This is a genomic window from Streptomyces sp. NPDC107500, assembly GCF_055582785.1.
Window position 1 is genome coordinate 183,921 of record NZ_JBVJPF010000001.1, and the last position, 21,737, is coordinate 205,657.

A 21,737-nucleotide genomic window follows, 5' to 3' on the forward strand; every position below is an offset into this window, starting at 1 on the left:
TACGCGGGGAACTGGCTGGGCGAGCGGGCCGGGGCGAGGGTGGGAGACGTCCCGAACCAGCCGGACGCAGTGCCGGTCACCGACAGGAACCCCACATGAGCAAGCTCGCCCTCGTCACCGGCGCGACCTCCGGCATCGGCCGGGCCTTCGCCGAACGCTTCGCCGCCGACGGCTACGACCTGATCGTCGTCGGCCGCCGGGAGGACCGCCTCGCCGCGTTCGCCGCCGAGCATCCCGAGGTCGCCGTGCGCGCGGTCGCCGCCGACCTGTCCACCGAGGCCGGTATCGACGCCGTGGCGGCGTACTGCGCCGACGAGCCGCTCGACGTCCTCGTCAACAACGCGGGCGTCGCCCACTACATGCCGCTGGCCGACCTTCCCGCCGACAAGGCCCGGGAACTGGTGAACGTCAAGGTCCTCGCCCCCACCCAGCTCATGCGCGCCGCCGTCGGCGGCATGCGGCGCCGGGGCGGCGGCACCGTCGTCAACGTCGCCGGGATGATCGCCTTCTCCGGCCCCGCCGGCAAGGAGCAGATGCCGCGCCGCGCCGTCTACGCGGGTGCGCTCGCCTACCTCGTGGCGATGTCCCAGACGCTCGCCGCCGAGGTCGAGGACTCCGGCGTCCGCGTCCACGTGGTGTGCCCGGGCGTGGTCGCCACCGAGTTCCACTCCGTGCAGGGCATGGACCTCAGCGGCGTCCCGCGCATGAGCGCCGCCGACGTCGTCACCGGCGCCCTGCGCGGTCTGGAGCTCGGCGAGACCGTCAGCGCGCCCGGCGTCGAGGACCACCGCCTCCTGGAGAACGTCTTCGCCGCCGACCTCGCCGCCTTCGGGGGCCAGAGCACCGACCTGGCCACCCGCTACCGCGACGCCTGACCCCGTACCGAAAGTCGTCGGCCAGGCCCTAGTCCGAGCCGTGGCACTCCCCGTACGCCCGCCCCGACCCGCACCAGCAGGCGGCTCCCCGCTGCGGCGGCCACGCGACCGCAAGACCCCGGGCCGCCAGTGTCGTCGCGTACTGCGGGAGCAGGGACGGGTCGGCCGGGGACGCGCTCTCCGACGCCGCGAAGGCCTCGTAGGAGGGGACCGTGCCCGGGACCACGCCCAGGTTCGGGGTGCCGGACGAGGCCAGTTCGCGCAGGGCCGCCTCTATGGTCGCCAGGTGCTCCTCGTAGGAGGGGTACTCGGCGGCCAGGGCCGGGTACGCCTCCAGAAGTTCCGTCAGTTCGCCGGCCGGCCAGTGCAGCATCGCCACCGGGAAGGGGCGGGACAGGGCCTCGCGGTAGGCGCCCAGCTCGGCGCGGAGACGGGAGATCTCCGCCTCCAGGTCCGCCGGGTCGTCCGAGCCCAGGGACCAGACCCGCTTCGGGTCGTGCAGCTCGTCCAGGGAGACCGGCATCGTGTGGAGGGTGTCGGCCAAGGCGTCCCACTCGTCGTGGGGCAGGCCCAGCATCCTGCGGACGCGGTGGCGGCCGTAGAGGAGCGGGTGGGTCGGGTACGGGGGCTCCGCGCCGTCCGCCAGGAGCAGGCGGGCGCCCTCCGTGAGCGTCTCGTGCGCCGCCTCCAGCTCGTCGTGGGACTCCAGGGCCTCGGCCACGATCACCCAGGCCGCCGGGTCGCGCGGCGCCGCCGCGCGGACCCCGTCGATGATCGCCCTGGCCTCCGCCTCGTGGTCGTACTCCCAGAGGTTCGACGCCTTCAGGGCGCGGACCAGGGACGGGTTCTCCAGCTCGGGGGAGCCGGGGGCGGAGGACAGCAGGCGGTCGTAGAGCGTGGTCGCGGCGGGGCGGTCGCCGGACAGCTCCAGGTGGGCCGCGGCGCGCAGCAGCAGGGCCTCCGCGTCCTCGGGGTAGAGGCCGGCGGTCCGCTCCAGGCGGGCCGCTTCGGCGGCGTGGTCGACGTTCTCGGCGGGCGTGTCGGGGCGCATGGGGGACACCGTACTGCCGGGAGGTGACGAAGGTCAGGCACCCGGGTGGCGGACACCGGCGGCGGCCGGGCGGGCCACCGGGCGGTTCCGCCGCCGCCGGGTCAGTCCCGCTCCCGAAGGGCCCCGACCAGCACCCCGGCCGCCACCGCCAGCCCGGCCGACACCCACAGCGCCGTGTCCGCGCCCCGGCCCAGGCCGCCCGCCGACGTCACGATCGCGATCGTCAGGGCCACGCCGGCGCACGAGCCGATGTAGCGGAACGTCTGCTGCGCGCCCGAGCCCATCGCCGCCCGCCCCGCCGGCACCGACTCCACCGCGAGCAGCGGCAGCGCGGCGTTCACCAGGCCGCTGCCCACGCCCGCCACCACCAGGCCGGGCAGGAGCCGGTGCCAGGAGCCCGCGTCCACCGCGCCCAGCATCGACAGGGCGCCGCCCGCGTGCAGGGCGAAGCCGACCGCCAGTTGCAGGCGCGGGGAGACGCGGTGGGCGATGCGGCGGGCCTGGAGGGACACCACGAAGGACGGGCCGGACCAGACCAGGAAGAGCCAGGCCGTGTCCAGCGCGGACAGGCCGAGCGCCTGTTGCAGCAGCGCCGGCAGGAAGCTGAACAGGCCGATCATCGCGAGGCCCGTGAACAGCCCGCCCGCGGACGACGCCAGGAAGCGCGGGCGGCGCAGCAGCGACAGGTCGATCATCGGGGTGGCCGCCCGGCGCTCCAGTACGGCGAACAGGGCGACCAGCAGTACGGCGGCCGCCAGCAGCAGCCCGACCGGTGCCCGCAGCCAGCCCTCCCGCCCCAGCGTCAGCGCGGCCACCAGCGCGACCAGCGCCGCCCCGAACGTCACCGCCCCGGCGAGATCCGGCCGGCCACCCCGCGGCGACCGCGACTCCGACAGGGCCCGCGTCCCCAGTCCCGCGACCACCAGGGCGACGGCGCCCAGCACCCCGTACGCCAGCCGCCAGTCCGGGATCGCCCCGGCGACGAGCGGGCCGGTCGCGATGCCGCCGCTCACGAAGGCGCCCCACACACCGGTCGCGCGCAGCCGCCCGGCGGGCGTCGGGAAGGCGTGCACGAGCAGGCCGAGGCTGCTGGCCAGCAGCGCCGCGCTCGACGCGCCCTGCGCTATGCGGGCCAGCGTGAAGAGCCAGGTGGTGGACGCGAACGCGCCCAGCACCGTGGTGATGCCGAGGGCCAGCGTGCCGGAGACGAAGATCCGGCGGCGCCCGTAGTCGTCGGCCAGGCTGCCGACCACCAGCAGCAGCGCGGCCAGGCCCAGCGGGGTGCCGTTCAGCAGCCAGGCCTGGGCGGAGACCGGGGTGTGCAGGTCGGCGGCCGTCTGGGGGAGCGTGACCATGGGCGCGGTGTACGTCATCAGGGCCACGGCGGTCGCCGCGCTGGTCAGGGCCAGGGTGCGGCCGGGGTGCGGGGGCGGGGAGTCCCGGACGGCGCCCGGACCCTCCGGGACGGCTGCGGTTCGCACGGGATCCGTGCCGGTGTCGGTCATGGCTGCCCGCCCTCTCGATTCGATGCGTGGTGCGTGACGCGAGATGTGTGGAGTGTGGGGGTGTGGATTCGGTCAATGAACTGACTACGTCGCCAACCTAGCATCATCGGTTCGGTCAATGAACCAACAGCGTGGAAAGTGGCTACAGTGGAGGGCATGGCACTGGGCAAGGACTACGCGGCACAGGAGTGTTCGATCGCCCGCGCGCTGGAGGTCGTCGGCGAGCGGTGGACGCTGCTGGTGATCCGCGACGCGCTCTACGGCGTCCGGCGCTACAACGACTTCCTCGTCCACCTCGGCATCCCGCGCGCCGTCCTGGCCAACCGCCTCCAGGCGCTCACCGCCGAGGGCATCCTGGAGAAGCGCCGGTACCAGGAGTCGCCGCCCCGGGACGAGTACGTCGTCACCGACCGCGGCATCGCGCTCTGGCCGGCCCTGCGGGCGCTGGGGATCTGGGGGCGCGAACACCTCGGCGGAGAGCCGCTGCGCACCTTCTGGCACGCCGACTGCGGCACGGAACTCAGCTGGTACGGCGTCTGCCCGGCCTGCGGGACCGCCGTGGCCGTCCGCGACGTCCACATGAAGCCGGGCCCCGGACTCGACCCCGACCCGGCCGACCCCGTCAGCCGGGCGCTGCTCGCACCGCGCCGGCTGCTCCAGCCGATCGAGACCGAGCCGCAGCCGCCGGCGGCCGGTCCCGCCTAGCGCCCGCGCCACCTCCCGCACGAGCCAAGTCCTGTATAACTGGGGCAAACGCGCGTACGAGAACGCAGGGGAGAGGGGGAGCCGCCGATGACCCAGGAACGGGCCGTCCCGCGCCCCCTTCTCGTCCTGCTGCTCGTGCTCCTCCCCGTCGCGCTCGTCGACGTGGGCAGCCTCTCCGCGACCGTCGCGCTCGCCGCGACCGCCGCCGTCGGCTCCGCGCTCGCCGTCTGCGCCGTCATCGCCGCGCGCAGCGTGCCCGCCGTGCCGCCGACCCGGGTGCGTACGGCCATCAGGGACCGGGACCTGCGTACCGCGTTCCTGCCCCAACGCGATCCCGACGCCGCCGGCCGCCGCCGGCCCCGAGCGCCCGGACACGCCCTCCAGGCGACCACCGCGTAGGGCACCCGCTTCACCGAAGCCAGGGAAGTCACCCCCGCGCGGGGCGTGTCGTCATGCCGCAGTCCCAGTCCCGGCACGACGAGACCCTCGGAGGGCTCACCCACTCATGTCCGTTTTCGCCAGCCTGGTCGACCACCTCGCCGACCTGCTCCAGCCGCTGTTCGGCGCCTCCGCCGCGGCCGCCGCCATCGTCCTGTTCACCGCCCTCGTGCGGCTCCTCGTCCATCCGCTGTCCCGGGCCGCCGCCCGCGGGCAGAAGGCGCGCGCCGAACTCCAGCCGAGGATCGCCGAACTGCGCCGCACGCACGCGAAGAACCCCGAGCGGTTGCAGCGGGCCGTCCTCGACCTGCACACCGAGGCGAAGGTGTCCCCGCTGTCGGGCTGCCTGCCCAGCCTCTGTCAGATCCCCGCGTTCTTCCTCCTCTACCACCTCTTCTCCAGCACCTCGATCGGCGGCGAGGCCAACGCGCTCCTCTCCCACCAGCTCCTCGCCGCCCCGCTCGGCGGGCGGTGGGCCGACGCGCTCGGCGACGGCGGACCCTTCGGGGGCGCCGGTCTCGTGTACGCCGCGCTGTTCGCCGTCGTCGCCGGGGTGGCCTTCTTCAGCTACCGGCTGACCAAGCGGACGATGGCCGACCGTCCCTTGCTGCCGGAGGCGGACGGGCAGCGGGTTCCGGGGCTCGGGGCGATCACCGGCGTCATGCCGTTCATGTCCTTCTTCACGCTCGTCACCGTGGCGGTGGTGCCGCTGGCCGCCGCGCTGTACGTCGTCACCAGCACCACGTGGAGCGTCGTGGAGCGGGTCGTCCTGTACCGGTGAGGGTCGGCGCCGGTGAGGCTACGGTCCAGTACGTGAACGGGGTATTGCGGAGTGGACCGTGACCTTGGAGGATCGACCAACCCTCCGATGGTGTCGCGTCCCTGCCGCACCCAGGTCGCACCTCATCGGGCGGGCTGCCCGAGACCGAGGAGTTGGGGATCATGAAGCTGTTGCGAGTCGGTACGGCGGGGTCGGAGCGCCCCGCGCTGCTCGACGCCGACGGGATCCTGCGTGACCTGTCGGGCGTGGTGACGGACATCGACGGAGCGCTGCTCGCCGACTCCGCCGCGCTCGACCGGGTACGGTCCGCCGCCGAGGCCGGTGAACTGCCCGCGCTGGACGGCGCCGGGCTGCGCGTCGGCCCGCCCTTGGCGCACATCGGCAAGGTCGTGTGCATCGGGCTGAACTACCACGACCACGCCCGCGAGACCGGGGCCGAGCCGCCCGCCGAGCCCGTCGTCTTCTTCAAGGCGGCGGACACGGTGGTCGGGCCGCACGACACCGTGCTCGTGCCGCGCGGCTCCGTCAAGACCGACTGGGAGGTGGAGCTGGCGGTCGTGATCGGGCGCACGGCCCGCTACCTGGAGTCGGCGGAGGAAGGGCTCGCGTGCGTCGCGGGGTACGCGGTCTCGCACGACGTGTCGGAGCGGGAGTTCCAGATCGAGCGCGGCGGCACCTGGGACAAGGGCAAGAACTGCGAGACGTTCAACCCCCTGGGCCCCTGGCTGGTGACCGCCGACGAGGTCCCCGACCCGCAGCGGCTGCCGCTGCGGCTGTGGGTGAACGGCGAGCTGCGGCAGGACGGGACGACGGCGGACCAGATCTTCCCCGTCGGTGAGGTCGTGCGGTACGTCAGCCAGTTCATGGTGCTGCGCCCCGGTGACGTCATCAACACCGGGACGCCGGCGGGGGTGGCGATGGGACAGCCCGAGCCGAAGCCGTACCTGCGCGCCGGGGACGTCGTCGAGCTGGAGATCGACGGGCTGGGACGGCAGCGGCAGGAGCTGAAGGACGCCTGACGCCTCGCGGGCCTCGGACGGGCTCGGGCCGGCCCGGGACGGCTCAGCGGCTCAGGGTGCGATGCCGTCGTACTGGAGCACCCAGTACGGCGGCTCGTGCAGCTTGCCGTTCCACTGCGAGACGATCAGCGTCAGCGAGTTCGGGCCGGCGCTGCCCGGGTGGATGTAACCGCCGTAGAGGAACGGGACCTGCGGCTTCCCCCAGTGGCTCGGGGGCAGCCGGTTGTCGCCGACGATCTGCGGCTTGGGCGCCGACCACACGGCGTCCGGACGCGACGCGGTGCGCGTGCAGATCGAGTAGTCGGCGACGTCGAAGTAGCTCATGCAGTAGGTGCCGCCGATCCGTTTGACGGAGAACTCCCCGATGTTGTTGCCCGACAGGATGACCGAGGGCGGGGCGGAGCGCGTCCACCGCCATCCGCCGTCCACGAAGGCCCAGTTCTCCTGCGCCCCGAAGTTCCCGGCGCGGAAGTCGTCGGGGCGGATGCGGAACAGCTGGATCGCGCCGCCGTCCGCGGTGTTGACGTGGGTGCCGTTCCAGCGCTTGGAGAAGATGTACAGCCAGCCGTCCGGGTCGATGCCCGCGAACGACCACATGCCGTACATCGACTGGTTCACGCCCTGGGTGTCGCCCGCCCAGTGGTACGGGTAGTCCCGCCACGTCACGCCGTGGTCGTCGGAGTAGGCGACGCCGGACATCAGCGAACCGTCGTACCCGGCGGGCGGCGTCCAGGTGGCCACGGAGGTGTACTGGATGTACGTGCGGCCGCCGAACTCGATGCAGTCGTTGGGGATGCGGCTGACCTCGAAGCCGTGCCCGTTGTCCCGGTCGTGGCCGTAGGCGAACAGCTGGCCCGCGCGGCCGGCGGTGGGCATGGCCCAGGTGAAGGAGATGGGAGTGGCGCCGGAGGCGTCGAAGCGGTCCTGGTTGAGCATCACCGGGGAGCCGATGTACTCCCCGGTCTGCTGCATGCCCCGCCAGGCGTCGCCGAAGACGTAGCCCCAGGTGCCGTCGTGTTCGCGGTAGTACGGGATGGCGAGGTCGCCGGAGCCCAGGCCCTGGGCGGCGGCGGAGTCGCCGGGCTGGTCGCACAGCGGGGTGCCCGCCTGGAGCACCCGGGCCGTGGCGCCGCGTGGCGCCGCGGCGGCCGGCGCGGTCGCGCCGGCGACGCCGACGGCGCCCAGGGCGAGCCCCATCCCGGCCTTGAGAGCGGTACGGCGGCTCGCGTCGCGGTGTGGCTTCGGCTGTGCGGAGTCGGACATCGGCACTCCCCGTTCCGGCTGAATTAGAAATTCGCTCTAATTCCTAGCAGGAACCCGGTGGTGCCTACAGCCACTAATGAGACAAGGGTTGTGGCGAGGGCCGGGGCGCGGGTGACCGCTCAGCCCAGCAGCGCGGCGAGCCGTCGCCAGCCCTCCCTGGGGGTCCGCGTCATGTCGTCCTCCACCACCTGGAGGGCCACGTGGTCGGCGCCGGCGTCGAGGAAGGCGTCGATCCGGGCGCGGATCGCGGCCTCGTCGCCCCAGGCGAAGACGGCGTCGATCAGGCGGTCGCTGCCGCCGCCGGCGACGTCGTCTTCGGTGAAGCCCAGGTTGAGGAAGTTCTTCGTGTAGTTCGGCAGCTCCAGGTACCGGGCGAGGTAGGCGCGGGCCGTCGCGCGGGCGCGGGCCGGGTCGGAGTCGAGGACCACCTTGAACTCCGGGGCCAGCAGCGGGCCGTCGCCGAGCCGCTCGCGGGCCTGCGCGGTGTGCTCCGGGGTGACCAGGTACGGGATCGCGCCCGCGGCCCGGTCCCGGGAGAGGTCCAGCATCTTCGGGCCGAGCGCGGCCAGTACCCGGTGACCGGACCGCATCCCGGCCCGGTCCAGGCCGTCGAGGTAGTCGACCATCGTCGAGTACGGGCGCCGGTACCCCTCCACGCGAGGGCCGTGGCTCACTCCGAGGCCGAGCACGAAGCGGCCGGGGTGCGACACCTCCAACTCGGCGAAGTCCGCCGCCGTCTCGGCCACCTCGTGCTCCCAGATGCTCTGGATGCTGGTGCCGACGACGATCCGCGAGGTCGCCTCGATCAGCGGGGCGGCGTGCGCGGCGGAGGTGTTGCCGCCCAGCCACAGGGCGCCGTAGCCGAGCTGTTCCAACTCGGCCGCCGCCTGAGCGCGTTCAGCGGCCCCCGCCGGGTCGTCGGCACGAAGCTGCACGCTCCAGACGCCGTACCGTCCGACCGATTCCCGCAAAGAAGCCTTCGTGTCGCTCATCAGCCGCGATCCCTCCGGTGGGGCGTGGTGGTCGTCATGCGTACACCGCGTGCCAACCGGAGGGGACGGGTCTTGATTCCCGGGGTGCCGCCGTACGGGCGTACGGGTGTCCAGGCGTACCGGCTACTCGCCGAGGAAGCGCTCCAGGGCCTCCACGACGAGCCGGTGGTCGTCCACCTGCGGCAGCCCCGACACCGTCACCGAGCCGACCACCCCGACGCCGGCCACCGTGACCGGGAAGGAGCCGCCGTGCGCCGCGTACCGGTCGGGGTCGAGCCGCGAGGACTCCTCGAACGTAGTGCCCTTGGCCCGGAACCGGGAGCCGACCAGGTACGACGCCGAGCCGTACCGCTCCACCACCCGGCGCTTGCGCGCGATCCAGGCGTCGTTGTCGGGGGTCGAACCGGGCAGCGCGGCGTGGAAGAGCTGCTGCCCGCCGCGGTGGATGTCGACGGCGACGGGCGCCTGCCGCTCGCGGGCCAGTTCCACCAGCAGGGAGCCCAGCGCCCACGCGTCGTCGTGGGTGAACCGGCGGAAGACCAGGCGGCGTTCCTGCTCCTCCAGCTCCGCCACGTCCGGTACGGGCGTCTCGTTCCGTCCGCCGCTCACAGGGCCACCACCACTCCGTCGCGGGCGGACCGGCGGGCCGCCTCAAGTACATCGAGGGCGTCGGCCGCCTCCCGGGCGTCCACCGGGTTCGGGCCGCCCTCCAGCAGGGCCTTCGCCACGGCCGCGTAATAGGCCGGGTAGTCACCGGGGACGGTCGGCGCGGCGTCCCCGCCGCCGGTCACCGGGGACTCGCCGGAGCCCAGCCGGCCCCACATCGCCTCGTCCTCCTCGCCCCAGCCGGGGCCGGGGCGGGCGCCCTCGCGCAGCGCCGCCTCCTGCGGGTCCAGGCCGTGCTTGACGTAGCCGGCCTTCGAGCCGAGCACCCGGAAGCGGGGGCCGAGCTGGGCGGCGGTGGAGGAGACGTAGAGGTGGGAGCGGACGCCGCTCGCGTGGGTGAGGGCGATGAACGTGTCGTCGTCCGCCTCCGCGCCCGCGCGCCGGACGACGGACTCGGCGTACACCTGCGTGACCGGGCCGAACAGGACCAGCGCCTGGTCGACGACGTGGCTGCCGAGGTCGTACAGCAGGCCCCCGATCTCCGCCGGGTCGCCGGACTCGCGCCAGCCGCCCTTGGGCTTCGGCCGCCAGCGCTCGAAGCGCGACTCGAAGCGCCATACGTCGCCCAGGGCGTCCTCCGCGATCAGGTCGCGCAGGGTCAGGAAGTCGTTGTCCCAGCGGCGATTCTGGAAGACGGAGAGCAGCAGGCCGCGCTCCTCGGCCAGCGCCGCCAGTTCGCGTGCCTCGGCCGCCGTGCCCGCGACCGGCTTGTCCACCACGACCGGCAGACCCGCCTCCAGGGCCCTCTTCGCGAGCGGCACGTGCGTCTTGTTCGGGGACGCGATGACGACGAGGTCCAGCTCGGCGGCCCGGTCGAACAGCTCGTCCGGGCTCGCCACGGTCCGTACGTCCGGGAACTCGGCGCGGGCCTGCCGCTGCCGCTCCGGGTTCGAGGTGACGACGGTGTCCAGGGTCAGGCCCTCGGTGGCGGCGATCAGCGGGGCGTGGAAGACGGAGCCCGCGAGGCCGTAGCCGACGAGGCCGACGCGCAGCGGACCGCCGGGGGCGTGGGCGGGGGGAGTACCAGTCATGCCTCCCACTTTCGCAACGGTGTTGCCAAAGTGCAAGCGCCGGGGACAATGGGGGCGTGAACGGAGCGAACGGCGGAGGTACGGCGGGGGACGGTGGCCTGGGCGGCGGCATCGGTGCGGGTGCCGGTTCGGGTGGCGGCGGGGACGCCGGTCCGGTCGGTGTCGGGGAAGTCGGCGCGGGTGATGGCAGGGGGGTCGGCGCGGGCGTAGGTGGAGGCACCGGCGGGCGGGCGGCGCGCGGCGGCGGCATGCGGGGCGGCTCCGGCGGGGCCAACCTGCTCGCCCTGCGCAGCCACAACACCGCCCTCGTCCTCGACCTGCTGCGCGGGGCAGGGCCGGAGGGCATCAGCCGGCTCGAACTCGCCGAGCGGACCGGGCTCACCCCGCAGGCGGTCAGCAAGATCACCGCCCGGCTGCGCGACCGGGGCCTGGCCGCCGAGGCCGGACGCCGGGCGTCCACGGGTGGCAAGCCGCGCACGGTGCTGCGCCTGGTGCCGGAGGCGGGCCACGCGGTCGGCGTGCACCTGGACCGGGACGAGCTGCGGGCGGTACTGGTCGACCTCGACGGAACGGTGGTGGGGGAGCGCCGCGCGCCGCTGGACCTCGGCGCGGGTGCGGAAGCCGTGCTGGAGGCGGTGGCCGGAGCGGCCCGGGAGCTGGCCGCGGACACCCTGCGCCCGCCGGGCGGCACCCTCGCCGCCGCCCCCACCCTCCTCGGCCTCGGCGTCGCTCTCCCCGGTCCGCTCGACCACGTCCGGGGCGTGCTGCACCGGGTCACCGGTTTCCCGGAGTGGGACGGCTTCCCCCTGCGGGACGCGCTGGAGTGGCGGCTGGGCGTGCCGGTCGTCGTCGACAAGGACACCAACGCGGCGGCGCTCGGTCTCACGGCGGGCGGTGCGGGCGGTGGCAGGGGCGGCGCGGTGGGCGGCGACGGCGGGTCCTTCGCCTACCTCCACCTCGGTACGGGGCTCGGTGCGGGCCTCGTCATCGGCGGCGGCGTGCACCGGGGCGCCCGGACCGGGGCCGGGGAGTTCGGGCACCAGGTCGTCCAGCTGGACGGGCCGCCCTGCACCTGCGGCGCCCGCGGCTGCGTAGAGGCCCTGTGCCTCGCCGCCGTCGGCCGCGGCGACCTCGCGGAGGCGGCCCGGGTGCTCGGCGCGGGTGCCGCGAACCTCGCCGGCCTGCTCGACATCGACCTGGTCCTGCTGGGCGGCCGTACCGTCGCCGCCGCACCCGACGCCTTCGTCCGGGGGGTGGGCGCCGTCCTCGACGCCCGGGCCCGGCGCGAGGGCGGCCAGGAGGGTGCCGTGCCGGTGCGGATCGCGCCCGGTGGGGTGCGCGGGGTCGCGGAGGGCGCGGCCCAGCTGTTGCTCGCGCCGCTGTTCGGGCGGGGGGACGGGGGCTGAGCCGGGTGCGCCGAACGAGCGCATCGCCGCCGCCGTTCGAGGGGCGTGCCCCGAACGGCGGTGCCGTGGGGCCGGATCCTCCGACACGCTCATGTGTTTATGCGACTGTTCACGCCCACGTCCCCCCGCCCGGTGGCGGCAGCCGCCCTGCTCGCCGCCTGCGCCGCCGCGTCCGCCGTCCTCGTGCCCGCCGTCCCCGCGCACGCGGAGTCCCCGGCTCCGCTGCCCGCCTGCACCGCCCCGGACGACCACACCTTCCCGCTCACCACCCGCGTCCACGGCGGCCCCGACCGCTACGAACCCGGCGGGGGCTTCGGCGTCTGGTACCTCGACCTCACCAACACCACCTCCCGCACCTGCTCGGGCGTCCATCCGGTCGTCGTCCTCGTCGACAAGGAGGGCGCCCTGGAGCCGTCGCAGCCCCAACTGGAGTTCTACGACGGGGCCGACCCCCGGCCCGTCGGCTTCGAGAAGACCGACCGGGACGAACTGATCGGCGCGTTCGGCGAGGGCGTGAACGAGGTGGATGAGGGCGACGACCCGGCCACCGGCCCCTTCGCCGGCTTCACCGTCGCCCCCGGCAAGACCCTCACCGTGAAGCTGCGCCTCTCGCTGACCTCGGACACGGCTCCCGGCGAGGTCACCGCCAACGCGGCGGTCGTCCAGCGCCGGGGCGGCGACGGCGAGTGGATCGGCCAGTCGAACGACTACCGCTTCCGCGTCGGGCCGGGCACCCCCGCCGAGGCGTCCCCCGATGCCTCCCCCGACAGGTCCGCCACGCCGGAGGACCGGAGCACCGGCACCCCCTCCGCCGACGAACTCGCCGGCACCGGCCCGGGCCGGGTCGAGACGGCCCTGGCGGTCACCCTCCTCTTCTTCGCCGCCGGCGGCACGACCGTACTGCTGACCCGCGGCCGCCGCCGCTGACACCCCGACCCCGCCGACCCCGCCGACCCACCGCGCCCCACCAGGGCGTACCCCCGTCTGCGACCATCCCTGCGTGGACTATCCGAACGACCAGGCCCCCGGCGCCCCCGTCCGCTCCGGGATCCCGGAGCACGGCCGCGTGCCGAAGTACTACGCCGTCAAGGCGCGGATCGACCGTCTGGTCGGCGAGCTGGGGGAGGGCAGCGCCATCCCCACCGAGCGGGACCTCTCCGAGCGGTACGAGGTCGCCCGCGAGACCGTGCGGCAGGCGCTGCGCGAGCTGGTCCTCGAGGGCAAGCTGCGCCGGCAGGGCCGCGGCACCGTGGTCGCCGGCCCCAAGCTGGCGCAGCCGCTCTCCCTGGCCAGCTACACCGAGGGCGTCCGCCGCCAGGGACGCACACCCGGCCGCGCGCTGGTCACCCTCGACCGCTTCCCCTGCCCCGACGCGCTCGCCGCCGAGACCGGCCTCACGCGCGGGGAGCCCGTCTGGCACCTGGAGCGGGTGCTGCTCGCCGACGACGAGCGGGTCGGCCTGGAGAGCACCTACCTCGCCGTGGCCCGCCTCCCCGACCTCGACAGCACCTTCGACCCGGACTCGTCCTTCTACGCCCACCTCGCCGGGCAGGGCATCGCCTTCGGCGACGCCGACGAACGCATCGAGACCGTGCTCGCCACCCCGCGCGAGGCACTGCTCATCGGCACTCCGCCGGCCCTCCCGATGCTGCTCATCCACCGCGTCTCCCGGGACACGGAGGGGCGCCCGCTGGAGCGGGTCAGGACGCTCTACCGGGGCGACCGCTTCTCCTTCACGACCCACCTGCGCGGCTGAAAACCACCACTCGCCCGGACCGCCGAATCATAACGAAGAGGTAACGGGTCTAGCCCAAACGTGATGACCAGTTCACGCTCTCGTTGTCAGCCGGATTCCTCCGGTTCCCCCTTGGCAAGGAGCGTGGCCGTCGTGAGAGTGATAGTCGTCGGAGCCGGCGTGGTGGGCACCATGCACGCCTGGCACGCAGTGAACCGCGGCCATGAGGTCGTACAGATCGAGCGCGAGGCGGAGGCCCGCGGCGCCTCGCTGCGCAATTTCGGCCAGATCTGGGTCAGTGGCCGCGCGGGCGGCGAGGAGCTGGAGACCGCGCTGCGGGCCCGGGAGCTGTGGGAGGAGATCGGCGCCCGGATCCCGGCGCTGGGCTTCCGCCCGAACGGCTCCCTCACCCCGGTCCGCGGCGACCTGGAACGCGCGGTCGCCGAGGCTGCCGTGGCCCGCCCGGACGCCGCCGCCCGGGGCCACAAGCTGCTCACCGCCACAGAGGCGCGCGCGCTGAACCCCGCCCTGCGCGGCGACTTCGACGCCGCGCTGTACTGCGAGCGGGACGCCGCCGTCGAACCCCGCACCGCCCAGCTCGCCCTGCGCGCCGAACTCCGCCGGTCCCCGAAGTACACCTTCCTGCCCGGCCGCGAGGTCCGCGACGTCATCGGCGAGAACGCCGTCCGCGACGACCACGGCGACACGCACACCGGCGACGCCGTCGTCCTGTGCACCGGCGCCTGGCTCGGCGGCCTGGTCCGCGAGCTGGCCGGGCCCGGCCTGCCCGTGCGGCGGGTCCGCCTCCAGATGATGCAGACCGACCCCCTCGGCGAACCCCTCACCACCTCGGTCGCCGACGCCGACAGCTTCCGCTACTACCCCGCCTACGGCTCGCCCGCCCTGGACGAGCTGAACGCCCGGCAGCCGCAGCCGGCCACGGCCGCCGAGCACCGGATGCAGCTCCTGATGGTCCAGCGCGCCGACGGCGGACTGACCATCGGCGACACCCACGAGTACGAGCACCCCTTCGCCTTCGACACCGTCGAGGACCCCTACGACCACCTCACCGGCGTCGTCGAGTCCCTCCTGGGCCGGCCGCTGCCCAAGGTCCGCCGCAGGTGGGCCGGGGTGTACGCGCAGTGCACCGACACGAGCCGCGTCGTGCACCGCCAGCGCGTGCGCGACGGGGTGTGGCTGGTCACCGGGCCCGGCGGGCGCGGCATGACCTGCTCACCCGCGATAGCCGAAACCACCGCGAACGAACTGGGTTGGTGACAGCACCCATGACCACCACAGACATCCGCCTCGTCGTCCTCGACATGGCCGGCACCACCGTCGCCGACGGCGGCCTGGTCGAGCGCGCCTTCGACGCCGCCGCCCGGGAACTGGGCGTCGAGCCCGGCACCCCGGACCACGCCGAGAAGCTCGACTACGTCCGCGCCACCATGGGCGAGTCCAAGATCTCCGTCTTCCGGCACCTGTTCGGCGACGAGGACCGCGCCCAGCACGCCAACACCACCTTCGAGAAGGCGTACGGCGAACTGGTCGACGGCGGCCTGATCGCCCCGGTCCCCGGCGCCCGCGAGGCCGTCGAGGAACTGACCGCCGACGGCCGTACCGTCGTCCTGACCACCGGCTTCGCCCGCGTCACCCAGGACGCCATCCTCGACGCGCTGGGCTGGCACGACCTGGTGCCGCTCACCCTGTGCCCCGCCGACGCGGGCGGACGCGGACGGCCGTACCCGGACATGGTGCTGGAGGCGTTCCTGCGCACGAAGGCCGCCGACGCCGTACGCCAGGTCGCCGTCGTCGGCGACACCTCGTACGACGTGCTCAGCGGCGTACGGGCCGGCGCGGGACTGGTCGCCGGGGTGCGCACCGGGGCCCACGGCGACGACGCCTTCCGCGAGGCGGGCGCCGGGCACGTCCTCGACTCGGTCACCGGCCTGCCCGCCCTCCTGCGGGGAGCCGACGGCTGATGAACGCCACCAGCAGCGGCATCCGCTTCGACTCGGTCACCGTCGCCTACGACGGCAACGTCGTCCTCGACGCCCTCGACCTCACCGTCGAACCCGGCGAGGTGATGGCGCTGCTCGGGCCGTCCGGATCCGGCAAGACCACCGCGCTGCGGGCGGTCGCCGGGTTCGTACGGCCCGCCTCGGGGCGGGTGTTCCTCGGCGACCGCGACGTCACCGGCCTGCCCCCGCACCGGCGCGGCATCGGCATGGTCGTCCAGCAGTACGCGCTCTTCCCGCACATGCGGGTGGAGGACAACGTCGCCTTCGGACTCCGCGCCCGCAAGGTCCCCCGGGCCGAGATCCGGGAACGGGTCGCCGAGGCGCTGGACATGACCGGCATGGGCGCCTACGCCCGCCGCCACCCCCGCGAGCTGTCCGGCGGCCAGCAGCAGCGCGTCGCCATCGCCCGCGCGCTCGCCATCCGGCCCGGCGTCCTGCTCCTCGACGAACCCCTCTCCGCGCTCGACGCCCAGCTCCGCTCCGGCATGCTCGCCGAACTGGCCCGCCTGCACCGCGAGCTGCCCGACGTGTCGATCCTCTACGTCACCCACGACCAGGTGGAGGCCCTGACCCTGGCCGACCGGATCGCGGTCATGGACAGGGCGAGGCTGCGCGCGTGCGGGACGCCGAGGGAGCTGTACCGGTCGCCGGCCGACGAGTTCACGGCGTCCTTCGTGGGCGGCGCGAACCTGCTGCCGGTGACCGTCACGGCCGGGGGAGTGTCCTTCGCCGGCGTGGACGTCAAGGTCGGCACGTCGAGCGCCGCGCCGGGCGCGTCGGCCGTCCTGTGCGTGCGGCCGCACGTCGTCGGGCTCGGGGACGGGCCCAACCGGCTCACCGGGACGCTGGCGGAGATCCAGTGGCGGGGCTCGACGCACCGGCTCTTCGTCGACGTGGGTGGTCACCGGGTGATGGCTGACCTGCGTGAGTTGCGGGATCCGCCTGCTCATGGCGACGAGGTGACGTTGCATTTCGCGCCGGACGACGGAGTGCTGCTGCCTGCTGGAGTGGACCATGGCTGAGGTTGTGCGCAAGCCGCGGGCCGTGGGTGGCCGGCCGCGCCCCGGCGGCGGCAGCCGCAAAACGAGCACAGCCCCGCGCCCCTTCGGGGCGCTCTTCTGGGCCCTGCCTCCAGTGGCTCTCCTGGCCCTCTTCTTCCTCTATCCGCTCGCCCTCGTCGTCCAGCAGTCCGTCCAGCCCGACACCGGCGGCACCTCCCTGGAGCCGTACGCCGACGTGTTCGCCTCGTACGCGTTCCGGGAGGCGCTGTGGACCACCGTGTGGCTGGCGGTGGCCGCCACCGCCGGGTGCCTGGTGCTCGGGTTCGTGCTCGCGCTGGTCATCGCGTTCGTGCCGTTCCCCGGGGCGAAGGCGGTCGCCCGCTTCATCGACGTCTTCCTCTCCTTCCCGTCCTTCCTGATCACGCTGGCCCTGCTGTTCATCTACGGCACGGTCGGCATGGCCAACGGGCTGTGGACGGACGCCACCGGGGCGTCCGAGGGCCCCTTCCAGTTCCTCACCACGCCCTGGGGCGTCCTCCTCGCGGAGATCACCTACTTCACGCCGTTCGTGGTGCGCCCGCTGCTCGCCGCGTTCTCGCAGCTGGACACCGCCCAGCTGGAGGCGGCCAGTTCGCTCGGGGCCCGCGCACCGCGCATCATCCGCCGGATCGTCCTGCCCGAGGCACTGCCCGCGCTCGCGGCCGGCGGCAGCCTCGTCCTGGTGCTGTGCCTCAACGAGTTCGGCATCGTGCTCTTCACCGGCGCCAAGGGCGTCACCACCCTGCCGACGCTCGTGTACAGCAAGGCCATGCTGGAGTCCGACTACCCGGGCGCCTGCGTGGTCGCCGTCGTCAACGTCCTGATCTCCGTGGGCCTGTACGGCCTCTACCGGGTGGTGAGCCGCCGTGCTGGTGCATAGCCGCAAGGCGAGGTGGGCCCTGTGGGCGCTCTTCCTCGTCCTCTTCCTGCCCCTCTTCGCCCTCCCCCTGCTCGTCGTCTTGGGCGCGTCCTTCGCCACCCACTGGTCCAGCGTCCTGCCGTCCGGCGCGACGATCGCCAACTACCGGGCGGCGACCCGCGGCGAGGCCCTCCAGGCCCTCACCACCAGCCTGGTCACCGCGCTCGTCGCGAGCCTGCTGGCGCTGGCCGCCGGCACCTGGGCCGCGCTCGCCGCCGCCGCGCTGAAGAAGCGCCACCGCAAGGTCATGAACGCCCTGTTCGTCCTGCCGGTGGCCGTGCCCTCCGTCGTGGTCGGCCTCGCGATCCTGGTCGCCTTCTCCCAGCCGCCGTTCCTCCTCAACGGCACCCGCTGGATCGTGATCGTCGCCCACACCGTGCTGGTCACCGCCTTCGCCCACCAGTCCGTGTCCGCGGCGATCACCCGCCTCGACCCCGCGTACGAGCAGGCCGCCGCCTCCCTCGGCGCCTCCCCGGCGCGCGTCCTGCTGCGGGTGCGGCTGCCGCTGCTGCTGCCGTCCCTGACCGCCGCCGCCGGCCTCTGCTTCGCCCTGTCCATGGGCGAGCTGAGCGCCACGATGATGCTCTACCCGCCGGACTGGACCCCGCTGCCGGTCCTCGTCTACGCGGCCACCGACCGCGGTGCCCTCTTCACCGGCTCCGCCGTCGCCGTGGTCCTGATGGCGGCCACCCTGCTGGTGCTGCTCGCCGTCTCCCGCATCCGCACCAAGGCCGCCTACCGCTAGCCGACCACCCTTCGCCCGTCCCCCTTCTTCCGCAAGGAGTGCACCTCGCCATGCCCGGAAAGCCCCTCCTGCCGCTCGCCGCCGTCTGTCTCCTCGCCCTCCCCCTGACCGCCTGCGGCGGCAACTCCGCCGCCTCCGACGAGAACGTCGTCACCGTCTACAGCGCCGACGGCCTCAAGGGCGAGAACGGCGACGGCTGGTACGACCAGGTCTTCAAGGACTTCGAGAACGAGACCGGCATCAAGGTCGAGTACGTGGAGGGCGGCTCGGGTGAGATGGTCCAGCGCGCCACCCGCGAGAAGCGCAACGCGCAGGCCGACGTGCTCGTCACCCTCCCGCCCTTCATCCAGCAGGCCGACGGCAAGGGCCTGCTCCAGAAGTACGCCCCCGAGGGCGTCGACCAGGTCAGCGGCGCCGACAAGGCGGCGAACGGCACCTGGACCGCCGTCGTCAACAACTACTTCGGGTTCGTCCACAACACCAAGGAGCTGAAGCAGCCCCCCGCCACCTGGGAGGACCTGCTCGACCCGACGTACGAGAACAAGCTCCAGTACTCCACCCCCGGCGTCGCCGGCGACGGCACCGCCGTCCTCATCAAGGCCATGCACGACTTCGGCGGCGAGCGGCCTGCCATGGACTACCTCAAGAAGCTCCAGGCCAACAACGTCGGCCCGTCCGCCTCCACCGGCAAGCTCGCCCCGAAGGTCGACAAGGGTGAGCTGCTGGCCGCCAACGGCGACGTGCAGATGAACTTCGCCCAGTCCAAGTCCATGCCGAACCTCGGCATCTGGTTCCCCGCCCGCGAAGGCGGCAGGCCCACCACGTTCGCCCTGCCCTACGCGGCCGGCCTGGTCTCCGACGCCCCGCACGGCGAGAACGGCAGGAAGCTCCTCGACTACATGCTCGGCCAGAAGGCCCAGCGCCAGGTCAGCGAGATCGGCGGCGGCTTCGCGGCCCGCCAGGACGTCAAGGCCACCGACACCAACGCCATCGAACTGGCCAAGCTGATGGACGGCGTCGAGATCTTCGAACCCGACTGGACCGACATCGAGGAGAACCTCACCTCGTACGTCGACGCGTGGAAGTCGGCCACCGACAGCTGAGCCACCCCACACCGCCCCGCCCTACACGGAGGTTCACGTGACGCACAGCATGTCCCGCCGTTCCCTGCTCCTGACCGCCGCCGCCCTCGCCGCGACAGCGGGCCCCCTCGCCGCCACCGCCCGTGCCGCCGCCAGGACACCCAAGGTCCTGGTCATCGGCCTGGACGGCGCCCTGCTCACCCGCATCAAGGACGCCGACGCCCCGCACCTCGCCGCCCTCATGGCGGCCGGCCTCACCGCCCCCAGCAGCATCCACGCTCAGCCCCTCGCACCGACCATGTCCGGCCCCGGCTGGTCCACCCTCCTCACCGGCGTCTGGCCCGACAAGCACAACGTCCGCGACAACGCCTTCACCGGCCACCGCTTCGCCCAGTACCCCGACTTCCTCACCCGCGCCGAGACCGCGAAGCCGTCCCTGACGACGTACGCCGTCTCCTCCTGGGCCCCGATCACCGACACCGTCCTCTCCTCGAAGGTCGACACCCGCGTCTCCACCCCGAGCGCCGAGTACGACACCGGCACCACCTCGCGCGCGGTGGCCCAGCTCGGCGGCGGTGATGTCGACGCGGTCTTCGTCCAGCTCGACAACATCGACCACGCCGGCCACGACCACGGCGCCGCGAGCGGCCAGTACCTGGACGCGATCCACGCCGCCGACGCCCAGGTCGGCCGGATGGTCGCCGCCGTGAAGTCCCGGGCGTCCTACGCCTCGGAGGACTGGCTGATCATGGTCACCGCCGACCACGGCCACACCGACGCCGGCGGCCACGGCGGCTCCACCCTCCCCGAACGCCAGACCTTCCTCATCGCCACCGGCCCCACCCTCGCCCCCGGCTCCGTCCGGTACGACGTGAAGATGCCGGACGTCGCCGCCTCCGCCCTCGCCCACCTCGGCGTCGCGATCGACCCGGCGTGGAGCCTGGACGGACGCCCCGTCCAGCAGCCCCGGCCCGACGACTTCGACACCCTGCGCGCCAGGCTCGCGCCCCGCACCGACGAGACCGGCATCCCCGCCGCCGTCCTCGGTCACACCCACACCCCGCCCGCCGGCTGGTCCGTCGACAACTCCGCGATGGGTACCGGCGGGGTCGCCGAATGGCGCGGCTGGACCTTCACCACCGACGAGTTCTGGACCGCGGCCCAGCGCGACCAGCACCGCGAGTCCAACGTCCGCGCCCGGAACGTCTTCGCGGTCGCGGACGGCGACGAGTGGTACGACAAGCCCGTCACCGGCACCTTCGACTCCACCCTGGTCAGCCCTGCCTACCCGGTCACCGGCGGCCGCGCCGCCACGCTGACCTACACCACGTACTACCGCCACGAGTCGCCGCAGAAGGGTGAGGTCCTCGTCTCCTACGACGACGCCGCCCCCGTCACCGTCCGCACCTACACCGCCGACGTCCCCTCCCGCACCGAGACCGTCGCCCTCCAGGTCCCCGCCGGCGCCCGCACGGCCCGCGTCCGGTTCCGCTACACCGCGGGCAACAACTGGTTCTGGGTGATCGACGGGGTCGCTCTGACCAGCTCCTGATTAGGCTGTGGGGCGTCGGTACGCCGTGGTTCCGGCGCCCCCGCCCATGCCCCACCGCACGCCAGGAGTTCGTCGCAATGGCAGACCGCAAGCCCATCGAGTCGTGGCTCACCGACATGGACGGGGTCCTCATCCACGAGGGCGTGCCGATTCCCGGGGCCGATGCCTTCATCAAGAGGCTCCGGGAGTCCGGCAAGCCCTTCCTGGTCCTCACCAACAACTCGATCTACACCCCGCGCGACCTGCACGCCCGGCTGCGGCGGATGGGCCTGGAGGTGCCGATCGAGTCGATCTGGACGTCGGCGCTGGCCACCGCCCAGTTCCTGGACGACCAGCGGCCCGGAGGGTCGGCGTACGTCATCGGCGAGGCCGGTCTGACCACCGCGCTGCACGACATCGGCTACATCCTCACCGACCACGACCCCGACTACGTGGTCCTCGGTGAGACCCGCACGTACTCCTTCGAGGCCATGACCAAGGCGGTCCGGCTGATCAACGCCGGCGCCCGGTTCATCTGCACCAACCCCGACGAGACCGGCCCCTCCACCGAGGGTCCGCTCCCGGCGACGGGCGCGGTCGCCGCGCTGATCACCAAGGCGACCGGCAGGCAGCCCTACTTCGCCGGCAAGCCCAACCCGCTGATGATGCGCACCGGGCTCAACGCGATCGGCGCCCACTCCGAGACCAGCGCGATGATCGGCGACCGCATGGACACCGACGTGCTGGCCGGCATGGAGGCGGGCATGCAGACCTTCCTGGTCCTGACCGGCCTGACCCGGCCCGAGCAGGTCGAGCACTTCCCGTACCGCCCCTCCAAGGTGGTCGACTCCATCGCGGACCTCGTCGAACGGGTCTGACACGGCCGTCGGTAAACCCGCGATCGCCCGGTGTGACCCGAACGGAGCAGCCCG

The 21,737-nt window shown here is 73.6% G+C and carries 22 protein-coding genes; 16 read left to right on the top strand and 6 right to left on the bottom strand.

From position 1 onward, the window contains the following. The first annotated feature begins 95 nt into the window (after positions 1-95). Positions 96-875, top strand: coding sequence for an SDR family NAD(P)-dependent oxidoreductase (locus ACZ67M_RS00800; RefSeq protein ID WP_392103780.1), 780 nt, complete (start codon positions 96-98; stop codon positions 873-875). Positions 876-903: 28 nt separating this feature from the next. Here ACZ67M_RS00800 and ACZ67M_RS00805 read toward each other — a convergent pair whose 3' ends face one another. Together ACZ67M_RS00805 and ACZ67M_RS00810 are read right to left on the bottom strand one after the other, a co-directional pair. After that, complete coding sequence (locus ACZ67M_RS00805) at positions 904-1,926, bottom strand: SEC-C domain-containing protein (RefSeq protein WP_361354021.1); 1,023 nt, start codon at positions 1,924-1,926, stop codon at positions 904-906. Positions 1,927-2,027: 101 nt separating this feature from the next. After that, positions 2,028-3,431: an MFS transporter gene (locus ACZ67M_RS00810; RefSeq protein ID WP_469849024.1), complete on the bottom strand. Its 1,404-nt coding sequence runs from the start codon at positions 3,429-3,431 to the stop codon at positions 2,028-2,030. A 156-nt stretch (positions 3,432-3,587) separates the two neighbouring features. On the opposite strand from ACZ67M_RS00810, the gene ACZ67M_RS00815 reads away from it, so the two are divergent. The 4 genes from ACZ67M_RS00815 (at position 3,588) to ACZ67M_RS00830 (ending at position 6,374) form a co-directional block, all read left to right on the top strand. Then, complete coding sequence (locus tag ACZ67M_RS00815; protein WP_361354027.1) at positions 3,588-4,136, top strand: winged helix-turn-helix transcriptional regulator; 549 nt, start codon at positions 3,588-3,590, stop codon at positions 4,134-4,136. Between the two features lie 87 nt (positions 4,137-4,223). After that, a complete protein-coding gene (locus tag ACZ67M_RS00820; RefSeq protein WP_451854217.1) occupies positions 4,224-4,535 on the top strand; it encodes a DUF6412 domain-containing protein in 312 nt (103 codons plus the stop codon). Positions 4,536-4,641: 106 nt separating this feature from the next. Next, positions 4,642-5,355 carry a YidC/Oxa1 family membrane protein insertase gene (locus ACZ67M_RS00825; RefSeq protein ID WP_469849027.1) on the top strand — a complete coding sequence of 238 codons (714 nt, stop codon included), beginning with the start codon at positions 4,642-4,644 and terminating at the stop codon, positions 5,353-5,355. Positions 5,356-5,516: 161 nt separating this feature from the next. Continuing rightward, positions 5,517-6,374, top strand: coding sequence for a fumarylacetoacetate hydrolase family protein (locus tag ACZ67M_RS00830; RefSeq protein WP_361354036.1), 858 nt, complete (start codon positions 5,517-5,519; stop codon positions 6,372-6,374). A 51-nt stretch (positions 6,375-6,425) separates the two neighbouring features. On the opposite strand, the gene ACZ67M_RS00835 is transcribed toward ACZ67M_RS00830, so the two are convergent. The 4 genes from ACZ67M_RS00835 to ACZ67M_RS00850 all read right to left on the bottom strand — a co-directional run bounded on the left by ACZ67M_RS00835 (position 6,426) and on the right by ACZ67M_RS00850 (position 10,326). Next, positions 6,426-7,637: a DUF4185 domain-containing protein gene (locus ACZ67M_RS00835; protein ID WP_469849028.1), complete on the bottom strand. Its 1,212-nt coding sequence runs from the start codon at positions 7,635-7,637 to the stop codon at positions 6,426-6,428. A gap of 119 nt (positions 7,638-7,756) precedes the next feature. Then, complete coding sequence (locus ACZ67M_RS00840) at positions 7,757-8,629, bottom strand: LLM class F420-dependent oxidoreductase (RefSeq protein ID WP_469849030.1); 873 nt, start codon at positions 8,627-8,629, stop codon at positions 7,757-7,759. A 123-nt stretch (positions 8,630-8,752) separates the two neighbouring features. Next, on the bottom strand, positions 8,753-9,238 hold the full coding sequence (locus ACZ67M_RS00845; protein WP_392103787.1) for a heme-degrading domain-containing protein: 486 nt from the start codon (positions 9,236-9,238) through the stop codon (positions 8,753-8,755). Then, positions 9,235-10,326, bottom strand: a complete 1,092-nt coding sequence (locus tag ACZ67M_RS00850; RefSeq protein WP_469849032.1) for a Gfo/Idh/MocA family oxidoreductase — start codon at positions 10,324-10,326, stop codon at positions 9,235-9,237. Before ACZ67M_RS00850 ends, ACZ67M_RS00845 begins: the two co-directional genes overlap by 4 nt. 248 nt (positions 10,327-10,574) lie before the next feature. On the opposite strand from ACZ67M_RS00850, the gene ACZ67M_RS00855 reads away from it, so the two are divergent. From ACZ67M_RS00855 to ACZ67M_RS00905, 11 genes are all read left to right on the top strand, one after another. Then, positions 10,575-11,732 carry an ROK family transcriptional regulator gene (locus ACZ67M_RS00855; RefSeq protein WP_469849717.1) on the top strand — a complete coding sequence of 386 codons (1,158 nt, stop codon included), beginning with the start codon at positions 10,575-10,577 and terminating at the stop codon, positions 11,730-11,732. A gap of 99 nt (positions 11,733-11,831) precedes the next feature. Continuing rightward, complete coding sequence (locus tag ACZ67M_RS00860; protein ID WP_392008109.1) at positions 11,832-12,659, top strand: hypothetical protein; 828 nt, start codon at positions 11,832-11,834, stop codon at positions 12,657-12,659. 73 nt (positions 12,660-12,732) lie between these two features. Beyond that, on the top strand, positions 12,733-13,488 hold the full coding sequence (locus ACZ67M_RS00865) for a GntR family transcriptional regulator (protein WP_361354058.1): 756 nt from the start codon (positions 12,733-12,735) through the stop codon (positions 13,486-13,488). Between the two features lie 132 nt (positions 13,489-13,620). After that, positions 13,621-14,745 (top strand): TIGR03364 family FAD-dependent oxidoreductase, encoded by a 1,125-nt coding sequence (locus tag ACZ67M_RS00870; protein WP_385798728.1) that lies wholly within the window; start codon positions 13,621-13,623, stop codon positions 14,743-14,745. Positions 14,746-14,753: 8 nt separating this feature from the next. After that, the gene (locus tag ACZ67M_RS00875) at positions 14,754-15,449 is read left to right on the top strand and encodes an HAD family hydrolase (RefSeq protein ID WP_361354063.1); all 696 of its coding nucleotides are present in this window, start codon (positions 14,754-14,756) and stop codon (positions 15,447-15,449) included. After that, positions 15,449-16,510, top strand: coding sequence for an ABC transporter ATP-binding protein (locus ACZ67M_RS00880; protein WP_469849035.1), 1,062 nt, complete (start codon positions 15,449-15,451; stop codon positions 16,508-16,510). The genes ACZ67M_RS00875 and ACZ67M_RS00880 overlap by 1 nt, the downstream gene beginning before the upstream one ends. Next, on the top strand, positions 16,503-17,408 hold the full coding sequence (locus ACZ67M_RS00885; protein WP_469849036.1) for a 2-aminoethylphosphonate ABC transporter permease subunit: 906 nt from the start codon (positions 16,503-16,505) through the stop codon (positions 17,406-17,408). Before ACZ67M_RS00880 ends, ACZ67M_RS00885 begins: the two co-directional genes overlap by 8 nt. Continuing rightward, on the top strand, positions 17,395-18,192 hold the full coding sequence (locus tag ACZ67M_RS00890; protein WP_469849037.1) for an ABC transporter permease: 798 nt from the start codon (positions 17,395-17,397) through the stop codon (positions 18,190-18,192). The genes ACZ67M_RS00885 and ACZ67M_RS00890 overlap by 14 nt, the downstream gene beginning before the upstream one ends. A 50-nt stretch (positions 18,193-18,242) precedes the next feature. Continuing rightward, positions 18,243-19,295 (top strand): 2-aminoethylphosphonate ABC transporter substrate-binding protein, encoded by a 1,053-nt coding sequence (locus ACZ67M_RS00895; RefSeq protein ID WP_469849039.1) that lies wholly within the window; start codon positions 18,243-18,245, stop codon positions 19,293-19,295. Between the two features lie 49 nt (positions 19,296-19,344). Further along, positions 19,345-20,826 carry an alkaline phosphatase family protein gene (locus ACZ67M_RS00900; RefSeq protein WP_469849718.1) on the top strand — a complete coding sequence of 494 codons (1,482 nt, stop codon included), beginning with the start codon at positions 19,345-19,347 and terminating at the stop codon, positions 20,824-20,826. Positions 20,827-20,903: 77 nt separating this feature from the next. Beyond that, on the top strand, positions 20,904-21,683 hold the full coding sequence (locus ACZ67M_RS00905; protein WP_122619906.1) for an HAD-IIA family hydrolase: 780 nt from the start codon (positions 20,904-20,906) through the stop codon (positions 21,681-21,683). Positions 21,684-21,737 lie beyond the last annotated feature (54 nt).